24 protein-coding genes and 1 pseudogene are annotated in these 22,326 nt (G+C 63.8%); 17 read left to right on the top strand and 8 right to left on the bottom strand.

The window, feature by feature from the left end:
* Both AC5RV2_RS06100 and AC5RV2_RS06095 read left to right on the top strand, forming a co-directional pair.
* Nucleotides 1-196, top strand: a pseudogene (locus AC5RV2_RS06100) (ribonuclease Z); the annotation flags it as partial.
* 108 nt (nucleotides 197-304) lie between these two features.
* A complete protein-coding gene (locus AC5RV2_RS06095) occupies nucleotides 305-559 on the top strand; it encodes a hypothetical protein (protein ID WP_494091624.1) in 255 nt (84 codons plus the stop codon).
* A gap of 57 nt (nucleotides 560-616) precedes the next feature.
* On the opposite strand, the gene AC5RV2_RS06090 is transcribed toward AC5RV2_RS06095, so the two are convergent.
* A complete protein-coding gene (locus AC5RV2_RS06090; RefSeq protein WP_494091623.1) occupies nucleotides 617-802 on the bottom strand; it encodes a hypothetical protein in 186 nt (61 codons plus the stop codon).
* A 156-nt stretch (nucleotides 803-958) separates the two neighbouring features.
* On the opposite strand from AC5RV2_RS06090, the gene AC5RV2_RS06085 reads away from it, so the two are divergent.
* Nucleotides 959-1,795 (top strand): aldo/keto reductase, encoded by an 837-nt coding sequence (locus tag AC5RV2_RS06085; protein WP_494091622.1) that lies wholly within the window; start codon nucleotides 959-961, stop codon nucleotides 1,793-1,795.
* A gap of 35 nt (nucleotides 1,796-1,830) precedes the next feature.
* On the opposite strand, the gene pdxR is transcribed toward AC5RV2_RS06085, so the two are convergent.
* A complete protein-coding gene (pdxR, locus tag AC5RV2_RS06080) occupies nucleotides 1,831-3,225 on the bottom strand; it encodes a MocR-like pyridoxine biosynthesis transcription factor PdxR (RefSeq protein WP_494091621.1) in 1,395 nt (464 codons plus the stop codon).
* A 140-nt stretch (nucleotides 3,226-3,365) separates the two neighbouring features.
* On the opposite strand from pdxR, the gene AC5RV2_RS06075 reads away from it, so the two are divergent.
* The 4 genes from AC5RV2_RS06075 to AC5RV2_RS06060 all read left to right on the top strand — a co-directional run bounded on the left by AC5RV2_RS06075 (nucleotide 3,366) and on the right by AC5RV2_RS06060 (nucleotide 7,211).
* Nucleotides 3,366-4,253 carry a dihydrodipicolinate synthase family protein gene (locus AC5RV2_RS06075; RefSeq protein ID WP_494091620.1) on the top strand — a complete coding sequence of 296 codons (888 nt, stop codon included), beginning with the start codon at nucleotides 3,366-3,368 and terminating at the stop codon, nucleotides 4,251-4,253.
* Nucleotides 4,254-4,365: 112 nt separating this feature from the next.
* Nucleotides 4,366-5,625 carry an MFS transporter gene (locus AC5RV2_RS06070; RefSeq protein ID WP_494091619.1) on the top strand — a complete coding sequence of 420 codons (1,260 nt, stop codon included), beginning with the start codon at nucleotides 4,366-4,368 and terminating at the stop codon, nucleotides 5,623-5,625.
* A gap of 52 nt (nucleotides 5,626-5,677) precedes the next feature.
* Nucleotides 5,678-6,751: a DNA polymerase IV gene (locus tag AC5RV2_RS06065; protein WP_494091618.1), complete on the top strand. Its 1,074-nt coding sequence runs from the start codon at nucleotides 5,678-5,680 to the stop codon at nucleotides 6,749-6,751.
* 91 nt (nucleotides 6,752-6,842) lie between these two features.
* Nucleotides 6,843-7,211: a cupin domain-containing protein gene (locus tag AC5RV2_RS06060; RefSeq protein WP_494091617.1), complete on the top strand. Its 369-nt coding sequence runs from the start codon at nucleotides 6,843-6,845 to the stop codon at nucleotides 7,209-7,211.
* A 141-nt stretch (nucleotides 7,212-7,352) separates the two neighbouring features.
* Here AC5RV2_RS06060 and AC5RV2_RS06055 read toward each other — a convergent pair whose 3' ends face one another.
* Nucleotides 7,353-7,973, bottom strand: a complete 621-nt coding sequence (locus AC5RV2_RS06055) for a hypothetical protein (protein ID WP_494091616.1) — start codon at nucleotides 7,971-7,973, stop codon at nucleotides 7,353-7,355.
* A 432-nt stretch (nucleotides 7,974-8,405) separates the two neighbouring features.
* On the opposite strand from AC5RV2_RS06055, the gene cmtR reads away from it, so the two are divergent.
* Together cmtR and AC5RV2_RS06045 are read left to right on the top strand one after the other, a co-directional pair.
* Nucleotides 8,406-8,759, top strand: coding sequence for a Cd(II)/Pb(II)-sensing metalloregulatory transcriptional regulator CmtR (gene cmtR / locus AC5RV2_RS06050; protein ID WP_494091615.1), 354 nt, complete (start codon nucleotides 8,406-8,408; stop codon nucleotides 8,757-8,759).
* Complete coding sequence (locus tag AC5RV2_RS06045; RefSeq protein ID WP_494091614.1) at nucleotides 8,756-9,424, top strand: cation diffusion facilitator family transporter; 669 nt, start codon at nucleotides 8,756-8,758, stop codon at nucleotides 9,422-9,424. The genes cmtR and AC5RV2_RS06045 overlap by 4 nt, the downstream gene beginning before the upstream one ends.
* An 87-nt stretch (nucleotides 9,425-9,511) precedes the next feature.
* Here AC5RV2_RS06045 and AC5RV2_RS06040 read toward each other — a convergent pair whose 3' ends face one another.
* Both AC5RV2_RS06040 and AC5RV2_RS06035 read right to left on the bottom strand, forming a co-directional pair.
* Nucleotides 9,512-9,859 (bottom strand): ArsR/SmtB family transcription factor, encoded by a 348-nt coding sequence (locus AC5RV2_RS06040; RefSeq protein ID WP_494091613.1) that lies wholly within the window; start codon nucleotides 9,857-9,859, stop codon nucleotides 9,512-9,514.
* Between the two features lie 74 nt (nucleotides 9,860-9,933).
* Nucleotides 9,934-10,674, bottom strand: coding sequence for an aquaporin (locus AC5RV2_RS06035; protein WP_494091612.1), 741 nt, complete (start codon nucleotides 10,672-10,674; stop codon nucleotides 9,934-9,936).
* Nucleotides 10,675-10,720: 46 nt separating this feature from the next.
* On the opposite strand from AC5RV2_RS06035, the gene AC5RV2_RS06030 reads away from it, so the two are divergent.
* The 4 genes from AC5RV2_RS06030 to AC5RV2_RS06015 all read left to right on the top strand — a co-directional run bounded on the left by AC5RV2_RS06030 (nucleotide 10,721) and on the right by AC5RV2_RS06015 (nucleotide 14,399).
* Complete coding sequence (locus tag AC5RV2_RS06030) at nucleotides 10,721-11,392, top strand: arsenate reductase/protein-tyrosine-phosphatase family protein (protein WP_494091611.1); 672 nt, start codon at nucleotides 10,721-10,723, stop codon at nucleotides 11,390-11,392.
* 158 nt (nucleotides 11,393-11,550) lie between these two features.
* The gene (locus AC5RV2_RS06025) at nucleotides 11,551-11,973 is read left to right on the top strand and encodes an arsenate reductase ArsC (RefSeq protein WP_494091610.1); all 423 of its coding nucleotides are present in this window, start codon (nucleotides 11,551-11,553) and stop codon (nucleotides 11,971-11,973) included.
* Between the two features lie 34 nt (nucleotides 11,974-12,007).
* Nucleotides 12,008-12,997, top strand: coding sequence for a thioredoxin-disulfide reductase (trxB, locus tag AC5RV2_RS06020; protein ID WP_494091609.1), 990 nt, complete (start codon nucleotides 12,008-12,010; stop codon nucleotides 12,995-12,997).
* On the top strand, nucleotides 12,990-14,399 hold the full coding sequence (locus AC5RV2_RS06015; protein ID WP_494091608.1) for an NAD(P)-binding protein: 1,410 nt from the start codon (nucleotides 12,990-12,992) through the stop codon (nucleotides 14,397-14,399). The genes trxB and AC5RV2_RS06015 overlap by 8 nt, the downstream gene beginning before the upstream one ends.
* Before the next feature lie 181 nt (nucleotides 14,400-14,580).
* On the opposite strand, the gene AC5RV2_RS06010 is transcribed toward AC5RV2_RS06015, so the two are convergent.
* Nucleotides 14,581-15,201, bottom strand: coding sequence for a hypothetical protein (locus tag AC5RV2_RS06010; protein WP_494091607.1), 621 nt, complete (start codon nucleotides 15,199-15,201; stop codon nucleotides 14,581-14,583).
* Between the two features lie 571 nt (nucleotides 15,202-15,772).
* On the opposite strand from AC5RV2_RS06010, the gene AC5RV2_RS06005 reads away from it, so the two are divergent.
* Complete coding sequence (locus AC5RV2_RS06005; protein ID WP_494091606.1) at nucleotides 15,773-16,288, top strand: hypothetical protein; 516 nt, start codon at nucleotides 15,773-15,775, stop codon at nucleotides 16,286-16,288.
* A gap of 78 nt (nucleotides 16,289-16,366) precedes the next feature.
* Here the strand turns inward: AC5RV2_RS06005 and AC5RV2_RS06000 are convergent, their stop codons facing one another.
* On the bottom strand, nucleotides 16,367-16,648 hold the full coding sequence (locus AC5RV2_RS06000) for a hypothetical protein (RefSeq protein WP_494091605.1): 282 nt from the start codon (nucleotides 16,646-16,648) through the stop codon (nucleotides 16,367-16,369).
* 831 nt (nucleotides 16,649-17,479) lie between these two features.
* Nucleotides 17,480-17,959, bottom strand: a complete 480-nt coding sequence (locus AC5RV2_RS05995; RefSeq protein ID WP_494091604.1) for an NUDIX hydrolase — start codon at nucleotides 17,957-17,959, stop codon at nucleotides 17,480-17,482.
* Between the two features lie 426 nt (nucleotides 17,960-18,385).
* On the opposite strand from AC5RV2_RS05995, the gene AC5RV2_RS05990 reads away from it, so the two are divergent.
* The 3 genes from AC5RV2_RS05990 (at nucleotide 18,386) to AC5RV2_RS05980 (ending at nucleotide 22,261) form a co-directional block, all read left to right on the top strand.
* Complete coding sequence (locus AC5RV2_RS05990; RefSeq protein ID WP_494091625.1) at nucleotides 18,386-18,772, top strand: DUF6884 domain-containing protein; 387 nt, start codon at nucleotides 18,386-18,388, stop codon at nucleotides 18,770-18,772.
* A gap of 31 nt (nucleotides 18,773-18,803) precedes the next feature.
* Nucleotides 18,804-19,763 (top strand): metallophosphoesterase family protein, encoded by a 960-nt coding sequence (locus AC5RV2_RS05985; RefSeq protein WP_494091603.1) that lies wholly within the window; start codon nucleotides 18,804-18,806, stop codon nucleotides 19,761-19,763.
* 152 nt (nucleotides 19,764-19,915) lie between these two features.
* Nucleotides 19,916-22,261, top strand: a complete 2,346-nt coding sequence (locus AC5RV2_RS05980; RefSeq protein ID WP_494091602.1) for a hypothetical protein — start codon at nucleotides 19,916-19,918, stop codon at nucleotides 22,259-22,261.
* The last annotated feature ends 65 nt before the right edge of the window (nucleotides 22,262-22,326 follow it).

The raw sequence follows: 22,326 nt of genomic DNA, 5'->3' as shown, positions 1-22,326 counted from the left end.
CGGCCAGGCGGGCGGACTCGCGGCCGGCGGCGGCGTGGGCACGCTGGTGCTGACCCATTTCTCCTCGCGCTACCCCGACCTGGTCCCGCTCGAGGAACAGGCCAGGGCGCGGGCAGGAGGGGCCGAGGTGGTTGCGGCCCGGGACCTAGACCTGATCCCGTTTCCCCAACGCCGGCGGACCGGCATCGGGCGATGAAGCACGCACTGGCCGGTTTTCCGGCAGCCCTGCCTGTTTCCCTCACGGCTCGTCCGGGTTACGGTGGCAATCTCAGCGCAAGGTGGATCACGATCGAAGGAGGCTGCAATGAGCGAGCAGAACCGCCCGGAGGACGAACAGACCCTGCCGGATCCGGAGCTGCACATTCAGGGTGAAGACCCGCTCATCCCGGATGAGGGAGTCGACGCGGTGCCGCCGGAACTGGTGGACGCCGGGATCGATACGGACTCCGAGCGTCCCGTGGACGAGACCCTGTCCGATCCGCTCGAGGGCGGGATGGCGGACGACCGGCTGGGAGCCCCGCTGGAGGATTTCGACCCGGATGAATCGCCGAGCCAGTAGGCGCAATGAAGCCCCGCAGAGTTACTGCGGGGCTTCATCTATCCCGTACGGTTTCGGCTACGTGGTTCGGTCGCTGGCTGGCTCTTCCACTGTTGACTTGTCCAGGAAGGCAATCACTTCGGAGTCATCAGTCTTCGTCCAGGTTTCGCGCCCGGTGTCCTTGTCTTCGCGGCGGGTTTCCGGCGTGTCCACGGCTTCCTTGCGGAAGCCCCAGCGGGAATCCTTATTCGAGGCGTAGCACATCACGAACCTCCTTCGTGTCGGTCCTTTAATCGTCCTCCGGTCAGCGGCGGATGCCAAGGGCCGCTCCCGCGCAGATTCATGCACACTGGGGGTCCGCCCTTCGTTTACGGCCGAGACGATGGTGACAGGCGTCCTTGAAAGACTAGAGTCTCGTCCATGGCGGCGGAGCAGAAAACAGCGCTCAACAACGGTGTGCGGATAGATCGGCTCGGTTACGGCACCGCCAGGATTCCCCCGCCCGAGACGGCCGGGCTTTGCTATCGCGCCTTGCAGGCCGGTTTCCGCCATATCGATACCGCGGCCCTGTACGGCAACGAGCAAGGGGTAGGTGAGGCTGTCCGCAAATATACGGCCGGCGGGCTGGCCTCCCGTGAGGAAATCTTCGTCACCACCAAGGTTTATAACCATAACCACGGCTATCACCAAACGCTCCAGGCCTTTGAAGATTCTGCCCGGCTGCTGGGGCTCGACTACATCGACCTGTATCTAATCCACTGGCCGCAACCCAGGCGGGCTCTGTTTGTGGAAACCTACCGGGCACTCGAACGCCTTTACCAGGCGGGGCGCGTTCGGGCGGTCGGCGTTTCGAACTTCCTTCCGGAACACCTCGAACAGCTGCTCCAACACACGGAAATCGTCCCGGCGGTTAACCAAATTGAGCTACACCCGTGGTTCCAGCAGGCGCACCTGCGGAAATTCAACGCCGCCCATGGCATCCGCACCGTGGCGTGGAGTCCCCTCGCCCGGGGAGCAACGCTGCGTGACCCCATCGTGCTGGACCTGGCCCGCGACCTGGGCAAAACCCCTGCACAGGTGGTCCTGCGCTGGCATCTCCAGTTGGGCAATATTGCCATCCCCAAGGCAACCGGTCCCCGCATTCAGGAAAATTTCCGCGTCTGGGACTTCCTGCTGGACAACGCCGCCATGGAGTGCCTGGCCGGCCTTGACCGCCGGGACGGCCGGATCGGCTCCCACCCTGATCAGATCAACTGAGACGAGGAGTTACTGCCGGCCGGCAGTTGCAGCGCTCAGCGCACGCTCAGCAATTCGACGATGACGTCGAGGGCTTTGGTGAGCTGCAGATCGCTGGGGGCGCCGTACCCGATGACGAAGCCGTTCTCGGGCGCGCGGTCGGCGTAGTAGGCGGCCAATGTGGCCAGCCGGACTCCGCGGCGAAGGGCCTCGTCGGCCAGTTGAGGGGCGTCCTTTCCCTGGAACCGCAGGACTGCGTGAAGTCCGCCGTCGAGGGCTGCAAGTTGAAGGTCTGAACGGGCCCCAAGGCGTTCCAGCAGCAGGGCCCTGCGGTGCGCGTATTCGCGGCGCGCACGCGAGATGTGTCGTGCCAGTCCCCCGGCCTGGATGTAGTAGGCAAGGGCCGTTTGCATGATTCCGGCCACCGGCGTGTCCAGGTCTTCGCGGATGGCCTTCAGCGCGCGGCCTGATTCCCCGCGGACCACGAGGTAGCCGCACCGCAGCCAGGGGCTGAGGGACTTGGAAAATGTCCCCAGCAGCGCGACGTCGGCTGTGGAGGGAAGCGAAGCAACGGCAGGCAGGGGCATCCTGCGGTGCCGGAATTCGCTGTCGTAGTCGTCTTCGAGGACGAGCACGCCGTGCTCGGCTGCCCAGTTCAAAAGATCCAGCCGTTCCTGCACCGGCATCCGGCCGCCTAACGGGTACTGGTGGCTCGGGGTGATCAGCACGGCGTCCGGCGGCCGACCCAGGGACGCCAACTGGGCGGCTTTGAGTCCGTCGTCGTCGACGGGCACTGTTTCCACCACGGCGCCTGCGGCGGCCATGACCCGTCGGGCCGTTGGATACCCGGGATCCTCGACGAGTATGCGGGGATGCTCGCTGCGGCTTCGCAGGGCTGCCACGGCCAGAAGCAGGGCGTCGCTGGTTCCGGCGGTAATGATGACGTCATCGGGTTCGACGGCCAGTCCCCTGGCTGCGGCCAGGTGCCCTGCGACTTCCTTCCGCAGGGTGGCGGTCCCCAGAGGCGGGGGCAGGTGCGTGGGCCCCTGTTCGGATACCGCCCTGCGCCAGGCCGTGTGCCACTCGCGGTCGCGGAAAGGTGTGGACGAGGGACGTCCCGGCGTGAGGTCGATGATCGGCCTGCTGTCCTGAAGGTGCGGGGCCGGGCGTTCCTCGCGGGCAGGGTGTTGAACGTCCGGGCGGAGCGCGACCCTGGTTCCACCGGCACCGTGGCTTTCCAGGAAGCCCTCACCGGCCAGCTGTTCGAACGCCCGGACCACGACCCCGCGTGAGATGCCGAGCTCGGAGGCCATCCTGCGTGTTGCCGGGAGCGTGTGCTCTGGCCCCAGCAGCCCACTGAGGATGGCCCGGCGGAGTTGATCGGCCAGTTGGGCGGCAAGTGGAGCCGGCGCATTCCTGTCGAGTGTGAGCGGAAGCTCGGCCTCTCCCACATGGACCTCCTGATTCGATCTTTCTTGGACCTAGTGTAGGACCAAGGCGCTTGCCACCATGGAAACCGCAACCAGACGCCCACGCCGCTGCTCCGCCTTTTCCCGGCCGGGAGCCGGCCGGATGAGAGAGAGAAGGACTCATGTTTCACGGACTCTGCGCTTTCCCCCTCACACCGATTGTCGATGACCGCATCGACGTGAAGGCCGTTGCTCTCTTGGTGTCCCGGGCCGCGAGAGCCGGCGTGGACTCCCTTGGCGTGCTCGGCTCCACCGGAAACTACGCGTACTTGTCCCGGGAGGAACGCCGTGCAGTACTTGCAGCCGCTGTCGATGCCGCCGACGGGGTCCCGGTCATCGCGGGAGTGGGTGCGGTGCGTACCCGCGATGTCCAAGCGCATGTTGAAGATGCCCAGGCGGCAGGGGCTTCGGGCCTGCTGCTGGCCCCGGTGTCATACCAACGCCTGACGGAGGCGGAAGTGTTCAGCCTGTACAAGGACGTCTCGGCGGCATCCTCGGTACCCATCGTCGTCTACGACAACCCAGGCACTACCGGGTTCACATTCTCCGATGCCCTGTATTCGCGCATTGCCGATATCCCGGCGATTGCCTCCATCAAAATCCCGCCTCCCCCGCCGGGGCGGGCTTCTGCACGCCTGAGGGAGTTGCGCTCGCTGCTGCCGGAACGCATAACGGTAGGCATCAGCGGCGACTGGGCCGCGGCTGAAGCGCTGCTTGCGGGCTGTGACGCGTGGTATTCGGTGATCGCCGGCGTCCTTCCCGAAACGGCCAAGGTGATGGCGGATCATGCGTTGGCCGGCCGCAGCGACCGGGCCGTGGAAGCGTCGGCGAATCTCGAGCCCCTCTGGTCGCTCTTCCGGACGTACGGCAGCCTGCGCGTTACGGCAGCAATTGCAGAGCAGCTGGTGCTGATTCCGTCACCCAGCCTGCCGTTGCCGCTTCACGGCCTGGACAGTGAAGGAAGCCTGAAAGTTGCGGACGCCATTCGCCAGTGCGGTCTTCAGGCATGACCAAAGCGTTTCTGCCCGGCTCCGGCATCTTTGGCGCGCAGGCGCGGGGGCGGAAAGCCTTTGCCCCAACGGTTCACTGCGTGCCTGGAGGAAGGCCGGGGAGGAACTATTCATGAAGGCGATCCTGGATGAGACGGCAGGCCGGATGAGTCTTTCAAGCCGCAGGGTGACTACCGGCCGCGCGCCCGGTCGAGGCACCGATGTGCGCGGGGCGCTCGCCCGCTATGTCGTGGCGGCCACCCTGGCCCGCAGCGCGGACGGGGGCGCGGTGGTTGCCATCATTCTGCTGGTGGCGACGAGCGGGTCGCCTGGATGGCTGGCGGGCCTTCTGGGCGCCTGCATTAACGCTCCCCACCTCTTTGGCCCCTTCGTCGCCCGGCGCCTTGATACTGCCCGCGACGGCCGTTCCGTGATTGCCCTGGCCTGCATGGCCCACGGGGCAACGCTCGCGGCGGCTGTACTGCTGTATCCGGTCTCCGGGCCCGTCATCACGGGAGTACTGCTGGTCGCTTCCGGACTGGTTGGTCCGCTGCTGACCGGAGGCATCAGCAGCCGGCTGCCGGCCCTTGCGGGACCGGGAAGATCCAGCCAGCGCCGCGCCCAAGGCTGGGACGTGGCCACCTATGGCATTGGCGGCACGATCGGGCCCTCCCTTGTCGCCGCCGTCTCGGCGTGGTCAGGTCCGGCGGTGGCGGCGCTGATCCTGGCCGCTGCCACGTTCGTCGCCGCGGCGGTGATCAGGCTCCTGCCATATTCCCCGCCTGCTGCCGCGGCTTCGGAGGTGCCTCAGCCGGGACGGACCCTGGCGATGATGTTCTCGTCGGGTCCTTTGCGGCGAACCCTCTACATGACGGTTGTTGTCGCCCTGTCGGTTGCCGTGCTGCCCGTCACGGCCGTGGCCTCCACCGGCGACTTCGCCGTGGCACCTGCTGCAGCAGGCGTCCTGGCCGCGGCCTACGGCCTGGGCGGCCTGGCCGGTTCGGCAGGGGTGATGGTCCGGCCGATGCAGGCCGACGCCGACCGACTAATGACATGGCTCGCGGCCGGGGTCGGCGTAGCCCTGGCCGGGGCGGCATTCGCCGGCAGCTTCCCTGTCGCGGTGGCGGCCTACTCCTTGGCCGGGATCGCGAACTCGTACTTCTTCGCCGCAACCCTGGCCGCCCGCAGCGAATATGCGCCGCCGGAGGCACGCGGCCAGGTGTTCGTGTGGGTCGGAGCCCTGAAGATCACTGCGGGTTCGGCAGGAACTGCTGCGGCCGGTGCTGTCGTTTCGCAGGCCACCCAGCTGCCGCTGTACCTGGCAGTGTCCGTCGTGACGGCCGCCGTGGCTGCCTCGGTCTTGGACCGCCGGGCCGGCGCAGTCGCGATCTAAGGTCCAGCGGCGACCCGATGCTTGCCGGGGATGTTTAGGGCACACTGGTGGCGTGAGCGGAATCCCGTGGGTGCTGCACGTCGATCTCGACCAGTTCATCGCTGCGGTCGAAGTGCTCCGGCGGCCGGAGCTTGCGGGCAAGCCGATCATCGTCGGCGGTCGGGGCGACCCCACGGAACGGGCTGTGGTCTCGACCGCATCCTACGAAGCCAGGGCGTTCGGCGTGGGTTCCGGAATGCCCTTGCGCACGGCTGCCCGGAAAGTGCCCGACGCCGTCATCCTCCCCGTCGATCACGAGGCGTACCTCGCGGCGTCAGAAGCGGTGATGAATACGCTGCGAGCGCAGCCAGGCGCCACCGTGCAGGTGCTGGGCTGGGATGAAGCCTTTGTCGGCGTCGAGACAGAGAATCCCGAAGCCTACGCCCGGCAGGTGCAGGCCGCCGTACTGGAGCGAACGCAGCTGCATTGCAGCGTGGGCATCAGCGACACTCTGGTCCGCGCCAAGGTCGCCACCGGCTTCGGCAAGCCGGCCGGCGTCTTTCGTCTCACCGCCGGGAACTGGCTTGACGTCATGGGCGGCCGGCCCACCAAGGACCTGTGGGGCGTCGGCACCAAGGTGTCGGGACGGCTTGCCAAGCTCGGCATCAACACCGTTGCCGAGCTCGCCGCGTCCGACCCCCAAGACCTGGTCCCGGAGTTCGGCCCCAGGATGGGGCCCTGGTACGCCGAACTCGGACGCGGGGACGGCGCCAGCGTTGTGGACGACACCCCGTGGGTTGCCCGCGGGCATAGCCGGGAGACCACCTTCCAGCGGGACCTGACCGAGCCCGCCCAGGTCGACGACGCCGTTAGGGAGCTGACAGCGCGAGTCCTTGAGGACGTCGTGGCCGAGGGACGGCCCGTCGTCGGGCTGACCCTGAAGGTTCGATATGCTCCGTTCTTCACCAAGACCCACGCGAGGAAGATTCCCGAGACATTCGACCGGGACGACATCCTCGCGCGGGCCTTGGACCTCGCAGCAGGAATCGAAGAAGGCCGTCCCATCCGGCTCTTGGGCCTGCGGGCCGAGATGGCGATGCCCGACGACGCCCGAAAGGGACATACGCCGACGCGCGGCGGCTGGTGACGGTCCACGTCAGGCCTGCACGCGTTGACCCTGTTCCCGGCGTGCTGCCACACTTGTGTGTGCAGGGCAGTTTGGTTCAAAGGAGACCCTCATGTCACCCATGATCCGCAAGAGTCTGAACGAGCCCGAAGAAACCCGGCCTTTTGAGGACGGTAAGGGGAAGCTGGATCTAATCAATCTCGAGTCAGGCGCCGTCGGGCGGGCGGTTTTCGAACCCGGTTGGCAGTGGTCCAAGCACGTCAAACCCATCGCCGGGACGGACAGCTGTCAGGTGGCCCACACTGGCTATGTGTTGTCCGGACGAATCAAGATCGTCATGGACGACGGCGAGGAAAACGAGTTCGCCGTCGGCGACCTGATGTCGGTTCCTCCAGGACACGATGCATGGGTCGTAGGCGATGAGCCATGCGTGGTCCTTGACTGGCACGGATACAGTGACTACGCCAAGCGACGGGACTAAGAGCGTCACGCCATTTTAATTCTATGCGCACGGGCGCGCAGGATCATCTGCTCACGTCCGCGTCCGGCGGCCAGCCCGTGCCCTGTTGCACCGCCCCTGAACTTAGGCTCCTCCTCCCCGGAGTCCAGAGAGGAGGACGTGTTACTTCTCGGCGGCCTCGTCGAGTAATTCGCACACATCGTGAACGTGCCGAGTGGTGTTCATCACGATATCCACCGAAATTGGCTCCATCACCTCCGGATCCTCAGAGAGTTGAATATGGAAGGCCAGCCACCCCCGCTCGAAGTACAAGAACTCGGGTAGGCCTTCTTCTTCCAGCGCCGCGGCATCAGCGGGGCTTATGGGGTAAATGATCGAGGCACCCTTGAGCGAGTCGACGATTGTTAACTGATCGGCCGAGAAGTATTGGAAGCCCGGTCCGGAGATGTCTAGTTCGTCGATGAAGGCACCGTCCGAGGCGCGCGTCAGGTCCACGGTGGCATCGCCCCGGAACTTCACCAGTGTTGACCCGTTCTGCCTGACCCGGGCTTTGTAGTGGACTTCCCGAACGTCTCCGGATTCCAGGGTGACGGTCGTGCCGCACGCCTCGATCTCTATTGGAGCGTAGTAATCGTCGGGGACCGGTAGATAGTGCCCCCCGGTGTCCTCGGGCGGCCAAGGGGTGGGGGCTTCCTCCTCAGGCGTCGCGACGGCCGGCGCGGTCCCTGCGACGAGGGCAAGAGCAATGAAAATGGGCAGGCGCAGTGTTTTCTTCGTGATCATGATGGGGCTCCTGGGCGGGCAGGAGGCTTCTCGCTCATCCTGCAGGGATATGCGTTGGATGCCGTAGTGGCGACAGGTCCGTTGAGAGAACCACGGTCCCTGCGTTCCTCCCCCAGCCAGGCGCACAGTGCGGTCAACCTACGCCTGCGGTTCTGCGATTGTCAACGAGTTCTGACGCAGTCCCACTACCCTCTCTAATCAAGGGTGCATAAAACCGTTCGAAAAGAAGTGCACCGTTTCTCCCAGCCGCGAATGGGATATCGGGAGACAGGCGAAAACGTCACATCCACAGGTGGGTATTAGGGGCGGAAGCGATGTCAAAGCCCGGATTAAGGTTATTTCCCGCACCGGATTCTTCCAGTGATTGCCAACACGAGCAGAGGTAGCCCTTTTGATTGAGGAATAGTTCACCAGGGACTGTATAGTCAGTCCATGCTGACTGTTGCTTCCAAGCTGGATGTCATGAACCGCCTAGGGCGGGCCATGGCCGATCCGAGCCGAGCCTCCATCCTCATGACCCTGCTCACGGGGCCAAGCTACCCTGCTGACCTCGCGCGCAGCCTGAACTTGACGCGTTCGAATGTTTCCAATCACCTGACGTGCCTTCGTGATTGCGGCATCGTCATGGCCGAACCTGAAGGTCGGCAAACCCGGTACGAGATCGCCGACCCCCACCTGGCGAACGCCCTACAGGCCCTCGTGGAAGTGACACTGATGGTGGACGAAAACAAACCCTGCGCCGACCCGGCATGCCCGTTGCCCGGATGCTGCGAGGGGTCCCGATGACAGCACCAACAGCGCTTTCTGCCGAGCGGCGTTTTGTGCTGCACCGCCGCGTGCGACTCATTGTCGCTTCCACCATCACGTACAACGTGATCGAGGCCATTGTCGCGATCTGGGCCGGCTCCATGGCTTCGTCTGCGGCGCTCATCGGCTTTGGCCTCGATTCGATCATCGAGGTTCTCTCCGCGGCAGCCGTCGCCTGGCAGTTCACACGCAAAGACCCAGAACGTTGGGAGAAAGTGACTGTCCGCGCAATCGGCATTGCCTTTTTTGCCCTGGCGGCCTACGTCACGATAGACGCAGTATTGGCTCTTTCGGGCATTGAAAAGGTCGAGCACAGCCCCCTTGGCATCGGCATCGCTTCTTTGAGTCTCATCGTGATGCCCGTGCTCGCGTGGTTCGAGTTCCGGACCGGGCGTGAATTGAACTCAAAGAGCGTTAAGGCAGATGCCAAACAACTGTTGCTCTGCATCTACTTGTCCGGGACTGTACTGATTGGTCTGATTCTGAACAGCTTGTTCGGGTGGACCTGGGCAGATTCGATCGCGGCTCTGGTGGTTGCCGCCCTTGCCGTCCGCGAAGGCATCGAGGCCTGGAGGGGTGACGTCGAGTCGCCCTTCGAGGTCCTCGAAGAACTCCGTGACGACGACCCAAAAGACCGTGAGTAATTGGTGATGAGGGACCGGAGCGTGAAGGGCATCTGCGGGATGAGCGCGGATGCAGTTCGCTACGACGAGCAGTCGTTCCTGTGGCGCTCACAGGTCGGTCAGGATGCCTGCGACTTTGTCCAGGGCGCCGGGGGCCAGGGAGTAATATGCCCAGGTGCCCCGCTTTTCGCGGTGCAGCAGGCCGGCATCCACCAGGATTTTTAAGTGGTGCGAGACGGTGGGCTGGCCGAGGTCCAGGGGTTCGGTGAGGTCGCAAACGCACGACTCGCCGGAGGCTTCGGCTTTAACGATGGAGAGCAGGCGCAGTCGGTTCGGGTCGGACAGGGCCTTGAAAATGACGGCCATTTCCTTCGCCGCTTCGGCGCCCAAAACCGTCCCCGCTGGGCGGCAGCAGGTTTCTTTCGCGGCCGGTTCGAGGATGGGCAGCGCATTCATGAACACCATTATGCCCGTACATTGACCGCTATCAATGTACGGGACCGGCGGGCGCGTACGTCATTGCCTGACAGTCAGGATCCGTCCTTGTGCGAAGGGTGCGGGACAACAACGTCGTCGGCCATGCGCGATGCCGCCGGGAAGAGAAGCATGAGGAGGCCGACGCCCGCTGCCGCACCGATCACCTGCGCCAGCACGAAACCTGGGACGGAGCTCGGGGCGATGCCGGCAAACGTGTCGCTGAAGATGCGGCCGACCGTTACGGCGGGGTTGGCGAAAGACGTCGAGGACGTGAACCAGTACGCCGCACCAATGTACGCGCCCACAGCGGGAGCCGCGAGGATACCCCTTCGAGTGGCAGCCAGGGAGAAGATCAGCAGAATGAGCCCGGCCGTCGCAACCATCTCGCCCAGCAGGGTTCCCGCAGTTGCCCGGTCCTTGGTCGAGATGCTCGTACCCACCTCAAACATGGCGTTGGCGAGTACGCTGCCGCCGATCCCGCCGACCATCTGCGCCACCAGGTACGTGCCCAACTCCGGTAGGGTCAAGCCGGTGCGGCTGCGCCTGCCCAAGAGCCAGTCCGCGAGCGAAACCATGGGATTGAAGTGAGCACCGCTGACCGGTCCAAACATGAGGATCAGCACCGTGAGGCCCAACACCGTGGCGGTGCTGTTCTGCAGCAGCTGCAGGCCCACATCGTTCGGGGACAGTTGCTGAGCGGCAATGCCCGAGCCCACGACGATGCAAACAAGCAGGGCCGTCCCGAGCAGTTCGGCGACAGCGCGGCGCCACAAGGGCGGCTGGTGTGAAGTCATGGGATCCAGCTTGACCGAAGATATTAACTCAGTCAAAATTGAATCAATGACTATTGAGCTAAGGGACTTTCAGGCGCGGGTAGCAAAGCACGCCGCCCTTTCAGACCCTGCCCGCTTGCGGATCGTCGACCTCCTGACGCTCGGAGACTACTCACCGACGGAGCTTCAGGCGGAGCTCGGCATCCCCTCCAACCTGCTGTCCCATCACCTGCGCACCTTGGAAGCTGCCGGCCTCGCGACCCGCCGCCGCTCGGAGGCGGATAAGCGGCGCAGCTACATCAGACTCACCTCCGGGGCGCTGGAGGGGCTGTCGCCCGGGCGTGAACACGGCGTGCGCCGCGTCCTCTTCGTCTGCACGCGCAACAGCGCACGGTCTCAGCTGGCGACTGCCCTATGGCGGCGCGTGAGTAAAATTCCGGCGACGTCGGCGGGCACGCATCCGGCAGACCGCGTCGCCCAGGGGGCCATCGACATCGCGCAACGTCACGGCGTCAACCTCGGGAACGCAAGTCCGCGCCAACTGGCTGACGTTGCAACCAGCGACGACTTTATCGTTACCGTGTGCGACAACGCGCACGAGGAACTGCCGAGCCTGAAAGGAATCCACTGGTCCGTTCCGGACCCCCTCCGATCGAACACCAACGACGCTTTCGAACACGCCTTCCTCGACATCTCCACCCGCATCAGCGATCTCGCGCCACGCCTGCGCGCCGCCTGACCGGCCGGACAGAACTAGCGCAGCGCAAATATTGACAAGCATCAATATAGGGCCGGATACTGCAAACATCGACAGGCATCAATACGGAGTCGGTGCAGCGATGGAGCGGGCCGCCCACCCACGCAAACCCACCACCGTTCGAACCACAGGAGAAACGTGTGAGCACCGATACCACTAAAAAGCCTTCCGTCCTCTTCGTCTGCGTCCACAACGCGGGGCGTTCGCAGATGGCGGCGGCCTTCCTGACCACGTTTTCCGAAGGCGCCATCGAAGTCCGCTCGGCCGGCTCCCAGCCTGCTGACAAGGTCAACCCGGCCGCGGTGGAGGCCATGGCCGAACTCGGCATCGACATGTCCGCGGAGATCCCGAAGGTCCTCACCACCGAGGCCGTCAAGGAGTCCGACGTCGTGATCACCATGGGCTGCGGCGACGAGTGCCCCTACTTTCCCGGCAAGCGCTACGAGGACTGGGTCCTGGAGGACCCGGCCGGGCGGGGCGTGGACGCTGTCCGCCCCATCCGCGACGAGATCAAGACCCGCATCGAGGGATTGATCGAATCCCTGATCCCGGCAGCCAGCTAGACCAACCCGAATCAAAGCACCAGGAGAGACTTTCGTGAGCAACGATGTCCACACCGAACAGCTGATCATCATCGGGTCCGGCCCCGCCGGCTACACAGCCGCGATCTACGCCGCCCGCGCGGGACTGAACCCCTTGGTCGTGGCAGGGTCCGTCACTGCCGGCGGAGCGTTGATGAACACCACGGAGGTAGAAAACTTTCCCGGCTTCCCGGGCGGCATCCAGGGACCCGAGCTCATGGAAGGGCTGCAGAAACAGGCTGAGAAGTTCGGCGCGCGCATAGTCTTCGACGACGTCACTGAGGTCGTTCTGAAGGGTCACCTCAAGCGGGTGACTACCGGAGCCGGTCAGACCCACGAGTCGCCTGCCGTCATCCTGGCCACCGGATCCGCCTACAAGGAACTGGGCCTGCCGGAAGAAAAGAAGTTCTCCGGACACGGCCTGTCCTGGTGCGCCACGTGCGACGGGTTCTTCTTCCGCGAACAGGACATCATTGTGGTCGGCGGCGGCGACTCCGCCATGGAAGAAGCCCTCTTCCTCACGCGCTTCGGCAAGTCCGTCACCGTCGTCGTGCGCCGCGACGCTCTCCGGGCATCGAAGATCATGGCCCAGCGCGCGAAGGACAACGAAAAGATTCGCTTCGAGTACAACAGTTCCGTCACCGCGATCCACGGCAACGGCAAGGTCACCGGCGTGACCCTGACAGACACCGTTACCGGAGCGACCCGAGAAGTGGGTGCGACCGGGATCTTCGTGGCCATCGGGCACCTGCCCCGCACCGACCTGGTCAAGGGGCAGATCGACCTCGACGACGAGGGCTACATCAAGGTCGACGCCCCTACCACCTGCACTAACCTCCCGGGCGTCTTCGCCTGTGGTGACGCCGTGGACCACCGGTACCGGCAGGCCATCACAGCCGCCGGGACCGGCTGCTCGGCCGCCCTGGACGCCGAACGCTACCTCGCGGCGTTGGAAGATTCCGACAGCATTGCCACCGCACTCGTCGAGGAGGGCTCCCATGGCTGAGAATGTCGCCGCCGAGACCGAGACCCTGCAGCTTCCCGTCGCCGTCGTCGGTGCCGGTCCGGTCGGGCTGGCAGCAGCCGCCCACCTGCTCCAACGAGGGCTAATGCCGGTCATCTTCGAAGCAGGTGACAGACCCGCCGCGGCAGTCGACGTGTGGGGACACATCCGGCTTTTCTCACCGTGGCGGTACAACATCGACGCCGCCGCACGCCAGCTGCTCGCCGGAACGGGTTGGCAGGAACCGGACCCGGAGGCGCTGCCTACCGGCGCAGAACTCATCAGGGACTACCTCAACCCCCTGGCATCGGTCCCCGCGATCACCGGTGCCCTGCGGACCTCCTGCCGCGTCACCGCCATTAGTCGTGAAGGCATGGACAAGACCTACTCCCGCGGCCGGGAGACCGCCCCGTTCCTGGTTCGGGTCGAAGACGCCGAAGGCACGACCACCGATCATCGTGTCCGCGGCGTCATCGATGCTTCCGGCACCTGGAACACCCCGAACCCGCTGGGGCAGGCCGGACTACCAGCCGACGGGGAGGATGAAGCCCGCGCGGCGGGCTTCTTCACCAACCCGCTGCCCGATGTCACCGGACGCGACCGGGCACGCTTCGCCGCCAAGCACGTCCTGGTCGTTGGTGCCGGACACTCGGCCGCCAATACCCTGCTGTCGCTGGGAGAGCTGGCCGCCCAGCAACCCGGAACCCGGATCAGCTGGGCCATCCGCCGCAATTCGGCCGCCTCGTTGTACGGGGGCGGCGACCTCGACGGCCTGCCCGCCCGCGGAGCACTCGGTTCCCGCCTGCGCGCCCTGGTCGAAGAAGGAGCCATCGAGCTGCACACCTCGTTCACGATCACCGGCTTCAAGAGCGCCGACACTTTGGCCGTCCTCGGAACCACCCCTGACGGACCGGCACAGCTGGACGTGGACCTGCTGGTGCCGGCCACCGGATTCCGCCCGGACCTGGACATGCTGCGCGAAGTCCGCCTGGATTTGGACCCTGCGGTGGAAGCACCGCGGGAGCTCGGCCCGCTCATCGATCCCGAATTCCACAGCTGCGGCACCGTCGAACCCCACGGCGCCAAACTCCTGTCCCACCCAGAGAAAGACTTCTACATCGCCGGCATGAAGTCCTACGGCCGCGCGCCGACCTTCCTGATGGCCACCGGGTACGAACAGGTCCGCTCCATCGCGGCTGCCCTCGCAGGCGATCAGGAGGCATCCGACAACGTCGAACTCGTCCTACCGGAAACCGGCGTCTGCTCCACCGACCTCGGCGGCAGCTGCGGCACAACGGCAGCGGCCACCCGGCCTGACGATGCCTGCTGCGCAGCTCCGGAACCGGCGTTCCTTGGCATTCCCACCGGGCTGGCACATGGGCGCTCCGCACGGCAGGAGAACTAAAAGAGCTGAGAAGCCCAAACCCGTCAGTTCGAAGAGGCCGCTTTTCGCTTGCAGTCCCTGCTAGGGAATGGCGGTCGGGCAGGGTGTCCTTTCCTCCGTCGGCGGCAAGGAGGTGAGCTGCAAAACCTGAACCTGGGCTAGTCTCCTATCCTTCAAATCCTTGGAGCGGGTGGTGGGCTGGTTATTCCCAGGCCGCCTCATCCAGCATTGCGCACACGTCGTGCACGTGCCGGGTGGTGTTCAGCACGATATCGGAAGCGATTGGCTCCATCACCTCGGGGTCCTCAGAAAATTGACTGTAGAACCCCAGCCACCCCCGTGTGTAGTAAGCGAACTCCGGCAGCCCTTCGTCGGCCATCTTTTCGGCTTCTTCGGGGTTCGCTGCTGCCACGATCGAGTTGGCGCTGAGGAGTTCCACCGTGGTGAGTTCATCGGCTGAGATGTATTGATAAGCCGATCCGGAAATGTCGAGTTCGTCGATGAAGGCGCCATCCGAGGCACGGGTCAGGTCAACGGTGGCATCTCCTTTGAACTTCAGTACCGTTGCCCCGTTCTGCTTCACCCGGGACTTGTAATGAACTTCCCGGACATCTCCGGATTCCATGGTGACGGTGGTGCCGCAGGCCTTGATCTCAATCGGGTCGTAATATTCTTCCGGAACTGGCAGGTAATGGCCGCCGGTGTCCGGGGGAGGCCAGGGGGCGGGGGCTTCCTCCTCGGGCGTCGCAGCGGCGGGAGCGGCCCCCACAGCGAGGAAGATCGTAAAGAAAATGGGCAGGCGCAGTGCTTTTTTGCGGTTCATGATGGGGTCTCCTGGGCAGCAGGAGGGCTTGTCGCTCATCCTGCACGAATATCCGTTGGATGCCGTAGTGGCGACAGGTCCGTTGAGAGAATCACGGTCCCTGCGTTCCTCCCCCAGCCAGGCGCACAGTGCGCCCAACCTACGTCTGCAGTTTTCCGACTGTCAAACGTTTTTAGCCAGTTCCTTTACCCTCTTGAATTGAGGGTGTATTGCTACGGGTTTCAGATGAAATGCACCGTTTCTCCCAACTGCGAATGGGATATCAGGAGGCAGGCGAGAACGTCACACCCAGAGGTAGTGATTAGGGGGCGGAAGCAACGTCGATGGTCAGATTAAGGTTATTTCCGGCACCAGAACCAGTGGCCGCCGCGTCGCCAATCGTTGTCGGACCCGGACGCGACTCACCGCTGCCCTCGTCTTTAGCAGGATGATCAAGTGTGCCAAGAGAGCCAGAGTAAACCAGCTTATAATGTCAAAAAGCAGTGTCTGGTATAAACGGAGCGCTGCGCCCTAAGTTGGGACCATCGGTTCGAAACTGACGTGCCGCCGCTGCGGTCGAGAGCAGGTGATTGTGAGCGGGCGCGAAGACTTCGAAGCATTGCTGGAATTGTTGTCAGCGGTGCGCAATGCGGTCCTGCGGTACCCCATGTCGGCCGTCGTGGACAGGACCGACCACGAAGGAAACATTGTTAGCACGAGAGTCCGCATCAGCGATGGCGATCGCAGCTGGAGCGTTGAAGGCGATGACGGCAGCATCACGTGCAATCCCTCCGACGGCTGCGTCATAAGGACCGGCAACAGAGTTGAAACGATCGGATTCCAACGACCGGACTGGCTTCCTGATGAAATCCAGCTCTTCTATCCCCTCAGCATGCGCATCTGGGGCGGGCACCAAGACAACCAGCGCATCACGGGCATGGAACGGCAAGGAGATGGCATTCATCTCTCGATGGTTTACATCGATGATGCGGACTACACGGCGGAAGCAACGTTTAATCCGCAGCTTAGTGTGATTACAGATTTCCGCACTGCGACCGACCGACTCTCGCTCCGTGACCTGCAAACCGACATACGAGTCGAAGGCTGACCAAAACCGAGACGGGACGCCGCGTGTCCGGAGGGTTGCATGATGGGTGGCGGGCGGACTCAAGCACAACGCAGCGGGTTAGCCAGGCCGCACTTCAGTGACCCTGTCCCCGGGAGGGCGTGCCGTGTCGACCGATGTCCCTGCCGAGATCTGCCGCTTGATCTGCTCGAGCTCATCTTTGAGCAGGTCAACGGTGACACGATACTGTTCGAACTGCGCCGTCCGGCGCCTGGCCACGGAGTAACTGATGCCGGCGGCGAGGATGCCCAGCGGGAACGCCACCAGCAGGGCCCAGCCGGACGCGGCAAGGAACTCCAGTGCTACGGGAAGTGCCTGCCTGAAGTCCAGAAACTCGTTCACGCCACCGACGACTCCATTAAGAGCGGTGTCCAGCGGACCCAGAAACTGCCCCACGACAGGGGTCCCGGAAAACGACGGAGCGCTCAGCGGCGGTTCTCCCCCGGCGGACCAGCGTGGATCACCGAAATGGTTCAAGACGTAGATCCCGGCACCCGCGTTGAGTGCCGCGAAGAGGAGGACGGAACCAAGCGCAGTCCAATGAAGCCTGCGTGGACGCCAGGCGCCGGCCACTAGCGCAAAGACGGCCGCCGCACACCAAGAAAAGACGCGGAGTTCGTCGCGGCTCATCCCGCCCAAGAGATCCAAGGAATTTTCCGCCCCTCGATGGTTGTTCCGGTCACAAGCGAGCCTGTCCCAGTTACTTCCGGCCATTCCCGAAGGCAGTGCCCGCTAAAGGAAGGACCTACCTGAGCGTTGCTCAGGTAGGTCGTTCATTTTACCCGGAGGCGGCCATCTTGCTGGGACGGCCGGGAATACCTAAGGAAGAAAGAGAGTGTGAGGTCGGAGGCTAGTTGGCGGTTAGCGCCAGACGTGAATCACCGTGTTTCCGCGGTTTCATGAGACTACTGACCATGTCGGCTGACTGACCTACTTGGCGAAACTGATAGGCAATGCGATGTATCACCCTGTTCATGGCTGAAAGGTACACATCTTCGTGGCCACGTCAGCCGAAAGTTTGGCTTGAACCGAAACTGAGCAATGCCTAATGCGGCGAACCAGCTCAGGTCATCCAACCCCGGGTTGAACGGCACGGCCAGGCTCTACACCGGCACCATACGCTCGTTACTACTGCCCATTGCAGAGAACGATGTCGCCTGAAAACTGCCCAGCTCAGGACCCGCCCGGCTTCCCGAGGTACTCGGCAAGGGCATCGAGGATCGACACCTGCCCCTTCGCCAGTTTGCTGCGCGCCTCGGACTCTCGGAACCATCTGGCATCGTCGATTTCGGGATACTCCCGCACAACACCGGAACCCTTCGGCCATTCCAGCGGGAACGTGTTGCTGGTGATGTGCTCTGGCTGGAAATCCGATTCGGCGGCAAAGGCGGTGATGACCTTCCCCGAAGGCTGGCGGAAAGCGCCCAGCTCAAGGTAGTCGGCCTGAGGCGCCGGCGTCCCGATTTCTTCGGCGAACTCCCGCAGCGCGGCCACCAGTGGGTCCTCCGCGTCGAGGTATATTCCCTTTGGAATTGTCCAGGCGCGGGTGTCCATGCCGGTCCAGTGAGGGCCACCATTATGGGCGATCCAGACCTCCAAGTGCCCTTCCAGGCTCCGCCGGTACAGCAGGATGCCTGCGCTGCGAACTGTCATACGCCCTCCACATCCCTAGGCTATAGAGATTGCCGGTTCTTGTCCTGCGGTGGCGAAAGGGCCGTCGACCGGATCGGGGATCCGGTCGACGACAAAAGTGCTGTTTGGAGGCGGTGGCGCCGGCGACTGTGAGATCCCGACCTATCTGAGCAAATGCTCAAGTAGAAAATACCCGTATTCACAAGGCTTCGGGCACTACTTCACTGCATCCCTGTGTCTAGCTATCTGAGCATTTCTTGCTGTGAGAGCGGAAATTCGCTCAGGCGCTCTCGCGGGCGGACACCGCTGATGCTCTTTGTGTAGTCATGAGCTTCTGTGTGAGGCGACAGCCGGAAGCGACCGGGGTGCATAGACAGGGCATGAAGCACAGCACCCCCGAGACCGGGATCCACCGCATCGGGCTGGTGGGCTGCGCGGCCACCAAAACTGGACCGCCCTGCGCCGGCCCGTGAACTGTACACCTCGCAGCTGTTCCGCAAGGTCTCGGCCTACGCCGCGGCCACCTGCGACCGCTGGTACATCCTCAGCGCCAAGCACGGCCTGGTGCACCCTTACACCGTGTTGGAGCCGTACGACGTGCAGCTCGGCAAGGGCAACCCCACTGGTTACCTGGTCCGCTGGAGCCGCAGGGTGACCGATCAACTGGCCGCCGAGCTGACCAGAGTGATCGACCCTGTGCTGGTCGCCCTGGCTGGCAAGTTCTATCGCACGTTCCTGCACGACTGCCCATGTCCGCATGAGATCCCGATGGAAGGGCTGGGGCTGGGCCGGCAGCTGGGTTTCCTCACCGACCGCTGGCACGCCAGCAGGTGACAGCCGGAACAGGCCGGCCTGCATAGTGACCATGAGGATCATGATCGCCGGCGACTGGCACGGCAGCAGCAGCTGGGCCTGCAAGGCCATCGCCACGGCGAAACGGAACGGCATCGACACGGTCGTCCACGTCGGCGACTTGAAAGGGCTGTGGCCGGACCCGGCCGACCGCACCCACGGATTCACCGATGAACTGGAACTGAGCCTCGACATGGACGGGGTCACCCTGATCTTCGTTGACGGCAACCACGACGTGCACCCCGACCTGCGGGCACTGCCGCTGAACGCGGACGGCTTCGGTGTCATCACTGACCGGCTGCTGTACGCACCCCGCGGTCACCGGTGGGAGCTGGGTGGCCGGCAGTGGGGAGCACTTGGCGGCGCGTTTTCGGTCGATAGGCCGTGGGGCGTGAAAAACCTGACCTGGTGGGAGGAAGAGAACATCGAGCAAGCGGATGTCGACCGCCTCGGCACGGCTCCGCTGGACGTGCTCATCACCCATGAGGCACCGGCCGGCATTGATGTCGTCTCGACCATGAAGATCCCGGAGCTCATGGAGCTTGAGTCCTACCGGAACCGGCTGCTCGTCAAGGATGCGGTGCACAACACCGGCCCGTCGCTGGTGTTCTCCGGGCACTGGCATCAGCGCCGCACCGCGCTGCTGCCGAACACGGACACCCGGGTGCACATCCTGGACAAGGAGTTCACCCGCGGCAACGCCGTCGTGCTGGACACCGAGACGATGGCCGTGGAGGAGCTCCAGATCCCCGGCCGCTCCCGCGCCGCCGGCGCCGCCTCACGGAAAGGCTCAAGCGGATCTCCTTCAGCTGCCGGGTCAGCCGAGCTTAGCTTTGGCCAGGGCAGCGCAAATGCTGCGTTTCGTTCGTCGAAGCCTCCGTATTTGCTTGGTCTTTTCAGCGGACACCCAAGATTGCCTTTAGAAACTTCAACAATTGATTTCAGCCTTTACAGGAGTTGTTTTCAGGCTTAGCGTTGCCCACATCATTCACGTGCTGGGGGGTAAACGTGTTAATAGAGTCGCGTTCGCGCAAGAAATCTTTTATCGGTCCATTCTTCCGTTCTTCTCGTTCTTTCGCCTATCGTCACCTGCTGGCGTCGACAGCAACGGTCGTAGCGATAGCCTTGACCGCTGGTTTGGCTGGCCCCGCTCAGGCCGTGCTTCCGGCTGCTCTGCCCGGGGCTTCTTCATCGGCGCAGAACACGATCGGGTTACTGGGAGCCCGCCCAGGCGCCACCCGTTTGCCGGTGCCGGTCTCGGATAAGGTCTCCGCCTCGGTCGATGTCGGGACCGGGAACCTTCTGGTAGCGATCAACGCGATGACGCTGCCGGGGCTCGGCGAGGACGTGCCGATAGGCCTCGCACACAACTCCCGGGCAGGTCTCAACCCCACGACGGAACTGGCACAGTGGCGTACCGTGCTGGGTTCGGCCGGTTCGTTAACGACCGTCCCGGAGGGCGTGCTGTTCACCGCCGGAGACGGGTTCTCGGCCGTCTTCACCCCAGTGTCCGGGTCAACGACCCGCTTCGTGTCGCCGGCAGGGGTGAAGGCTGACCTGCTGAAGACCACCACAGGTTACACGTTGATCTGGCGGCAATCCAGACAAGTGGTTTCTTTCAATGACGCCGGCCAGGCAGTCTCGTTCGCAGACCGCAACAACAACACCACCAAAATCACCTACGCTTCCGGCCGGCCCACGCAGGTTGAGGCCACCAGAGGGACCGCCGGCGCCCGAACAGCGCACCTGAAATACGGGTCGGAGAGCGTGCTCACCGGGATCAGCCAGACCAGCGGAACCCAAACCCGGTCAGTGATATTCACGCCGGACAACTACGTCGGCAACCTTATGGGCTTCACCGACGCATCAGGCAAGGAAACCACGTTCGAATACACTAACCAGCGCCTGACAGCCATCGTGTCGCCAGCCGGAAACCGTACCCGATTCAGCTACGACACCAATGGCAGGGTGACTTCAATCAGGCAAGAGAACAGCGGGACAGGCCTGCCCGGGGACTCGCTAACCCGCCTGACCTACCCATCGGCCACCCGGACACTGGTGGCAGGACCCAACACAGACCCGGCGGCGGCAGTCGCGTCGGTCCCCCACACCGCCTACACGCTGAACAGCGGTTTGCGCGTTGCGACAGTGACGGATCCTGAAGGCCGCCAGCGGTCGACGACCTATACAGCCGACTTCGATACCCTCACCAACACTCTGGGTACCGGCGCGCAGTCCGGCACGCTCACGAATACATATGGTGCCAACAACGGCCAATCCCTGACCGCCAGCCAAGCCCCCGGCGGAGCCACCTTCACCGCAGGCTACGGAAATACGGCAGCGAACACCAGGTACCTCGCAACCTCAGCCACCGATGATGCCGGCAACGAGTCCCTCCTTGGCTATAACGGAGCCGGGAACCTGCTCACCTCCACGGACGCGACTGCGGCCACCGCCAAGGTGACATACAACCCGAACGGCACTGTCGCGACAGCCCTGGCACCAGGCAACGGCACCAACACCACCAGCTACCGTTACGACGCCAACCATCAGTTGATCTCGATCATCCCTGTTACCGGTTCATCCCTGCGCTCCAAGTCCCTAACCTGGGACGGGTGGGGCCGGCTGAAAACCGTTACCGACGGCAACGGCAAAACCACCACCTACAATTACGACCCGGCCGACCGACTCACAGGCATCTCGTACTCCGACGCCACCGCTCCGGTTTCGTACACCTATAACGGCGGCGGGCAGATCACCTACGGCTACGACAAGGCCTCAAACCTCGTCTCGGTGAGTGATACGCGAGGCACCACCAACTACACCTTCGATGATTCCGGGGTGGCGACCTCGATGAGCTACGGTCCAGCCGGTGACCGTACCCTGGTCAACTTCGCTACCGACGACAAAGGCCGCCGCACTGACACCTGGCTCGACACAAACACGGGCAACACAGCCTTCAAAGCCCATACCCATACCGGCTACGACACCAGCGGACGTGTCGTCAAGGTGTTTGCAGAACAATGGAACGAGTACGGCATCTCCCCGGTCCTGGACTTGGACTACTGCTACATCGCAGGCCCAGCCGGCAGCACCTGCGGCGCGTCAAAGATGAATGACCGGGCCAAAATCCAGTGGTTGAAGGACAACCTGGCCGGCACCACCACGGCCTACACCTACGACCCGGCCGGGCGTCTGGCCAAGGCGGTGACAACCGGCGGCAGCGCCCCAATCACCTACTCCTACACCTACGACTCAAGGGGCAACCGACTAACCGCTGCCACCACTAAAACGGGCGGCACCACTACTGACACCACCACCTACAACCCGGCGAACCAGATCACCAGCAACGGCTATTCCTTACCCGGGGCCGGGAACCTCACCGCTGACCCTGACGGGGCCTACACCTACAACGCGGCCGGGCAAATGAACACCGCAACGGGACTGCCCCCGGTTTTGTTGACTCCTTGACCTAGCGAGCTGGTGCTCGTGGAAGGATGTTGACCATGCCCACGGCTTATGGGGCGGAGTTCCGC

The organism is Arthrobacter sp. Y3225116 (assembly GCF_059091245.1).
The sequence above is the reverse complement of the archived record's forward strand: the minus strand, read 5'-3'. Positions and strand labels throughout refer to the sequence as shown.

What these genes read in the sequence shown, in the direction of transcription:
- AC5RV2_RS06015 (WP_494091608.1), top strand. Translation starts at nt 12,990, where the DNA reads ATGGCTGAGAATGTCGCCGCCGAGACCGAGACCCTGCAGCTTCCCGTC.
- cmtR (WP_494091615.1), top strand. Translation starts at nt 8,406, where the DNA reads ATGCTGACTGTTGCTTCCAAGCTGGATGTCATGAACCGCCTAGGGCGG.
- AC5RV2_RS06045 (WP_494091614.1), top strand. Translation starts at nt 8,756, where the DNA reads ATGACAGCACCAACAGCGCTTTCTGCCGAGCGGCGTTTTGTGCTGCAC.
- AC5RV2_RS06070 (WP_494091619.1), top strand. Translation starts at nt 4,366, where the DNA reads ATGAAGGCGATCCTGGATGAGACGGCAGGCCGGATGAGTCTTTCAAGC.
- AC5RV2_RS06090 (WP_494091623.1), bottom strand. Translation starts at nt 802, where the DNA reads ATGTGCTACGCCTCGAATAAGGATTCCCGCTGGGGCTTCCGCAAGGAA.
- AC5RV2_RS06040 (WP_494091613.1), bottom strand. Translation starts at nt 9,859, where the DNA reads ATGAATGCGCTGCCCATCCTCGAACCGGCCGCGAAAGAAACCTGCTGC.
- AC5RV2_RS05995 (WP_494091604.1), bottom strand. Translation starts at nt 17,959, where the DNA reads ATGACAGTTCGCAGCGCAGGCATCCTGCTGTACCGGCGGAGCCTGGAA.
- AC5RV2_RS06060 (WP_494091617.1), top strand. Translation starts at nt 6,843, where the DNA reads ATGTCACCCATGATCCGCAAGAGTCTGAACGAGCCCGAAGAAACCCGG.
- AC5RV2_RS06030 (WP_494091611.1), top strand. Translation starts at nt 10,721, where the DNA reads ATGACTATTGAGCTAAGGGACTTTCAGGCGCGGGTAGCAAAGCACGCC.
- AC5RV2_RS06085 (WP_494091622.1), top strand. Translation starts at nt 959, where the DNA reads ATGGCGGCGGAGCAGAAAACAGCGCTCAACAACGGTGTGCGGATAGAT.
- AC5RV2_RS06010 (WP_494091607.1), bottom strand. Translation starts at nt 15,201, where the DNA reads ATGAACCGCAAAAAAGCACTGCGCCTGCCCATTTTCTTTACGATCTTC.
- AC5RV2_RS06035 (WP_494091612.1), bottom strand. Translation starts at nt 10,674, where the DNA reads ATGACTTCACACCAGCCGCCCTTGTGGCGCCGCGCTGTCGCCGAACTG.
- AC5RV2_RS06095 (WP_494091624.1), top strand. Translation starts at nt 305, where the DNA reads ATGAGCGAGCAGAACCGCCCGGAGGACGAACAGACCCTGCCGGATCCG.
- AC5RV2_RS06055 (WP_494091616.1), bottom strand. Translation starts at nt 7,973, where the DNA reads ATGATCACGAAGAAAACACTGCGCCTGCCCATTTTCATTGCTCTTGCC.
- AC5RV2_RS05985 (WP_494091603.1), top strand. Translation starts at nt 18,804, where the DNA reads ATGAGGATCATGATCGCCGGCGACTGGCACGGCAGCAGCAGCTGGGCC.
- AC5RV2_RS06075 (WP_494091620.1), top strand. Translation starts at nt 3,366, where the DNA reads ATGTTTCACGGACTCTGCGCTTTCCCCCTCACACCGATTGTCGATGAC.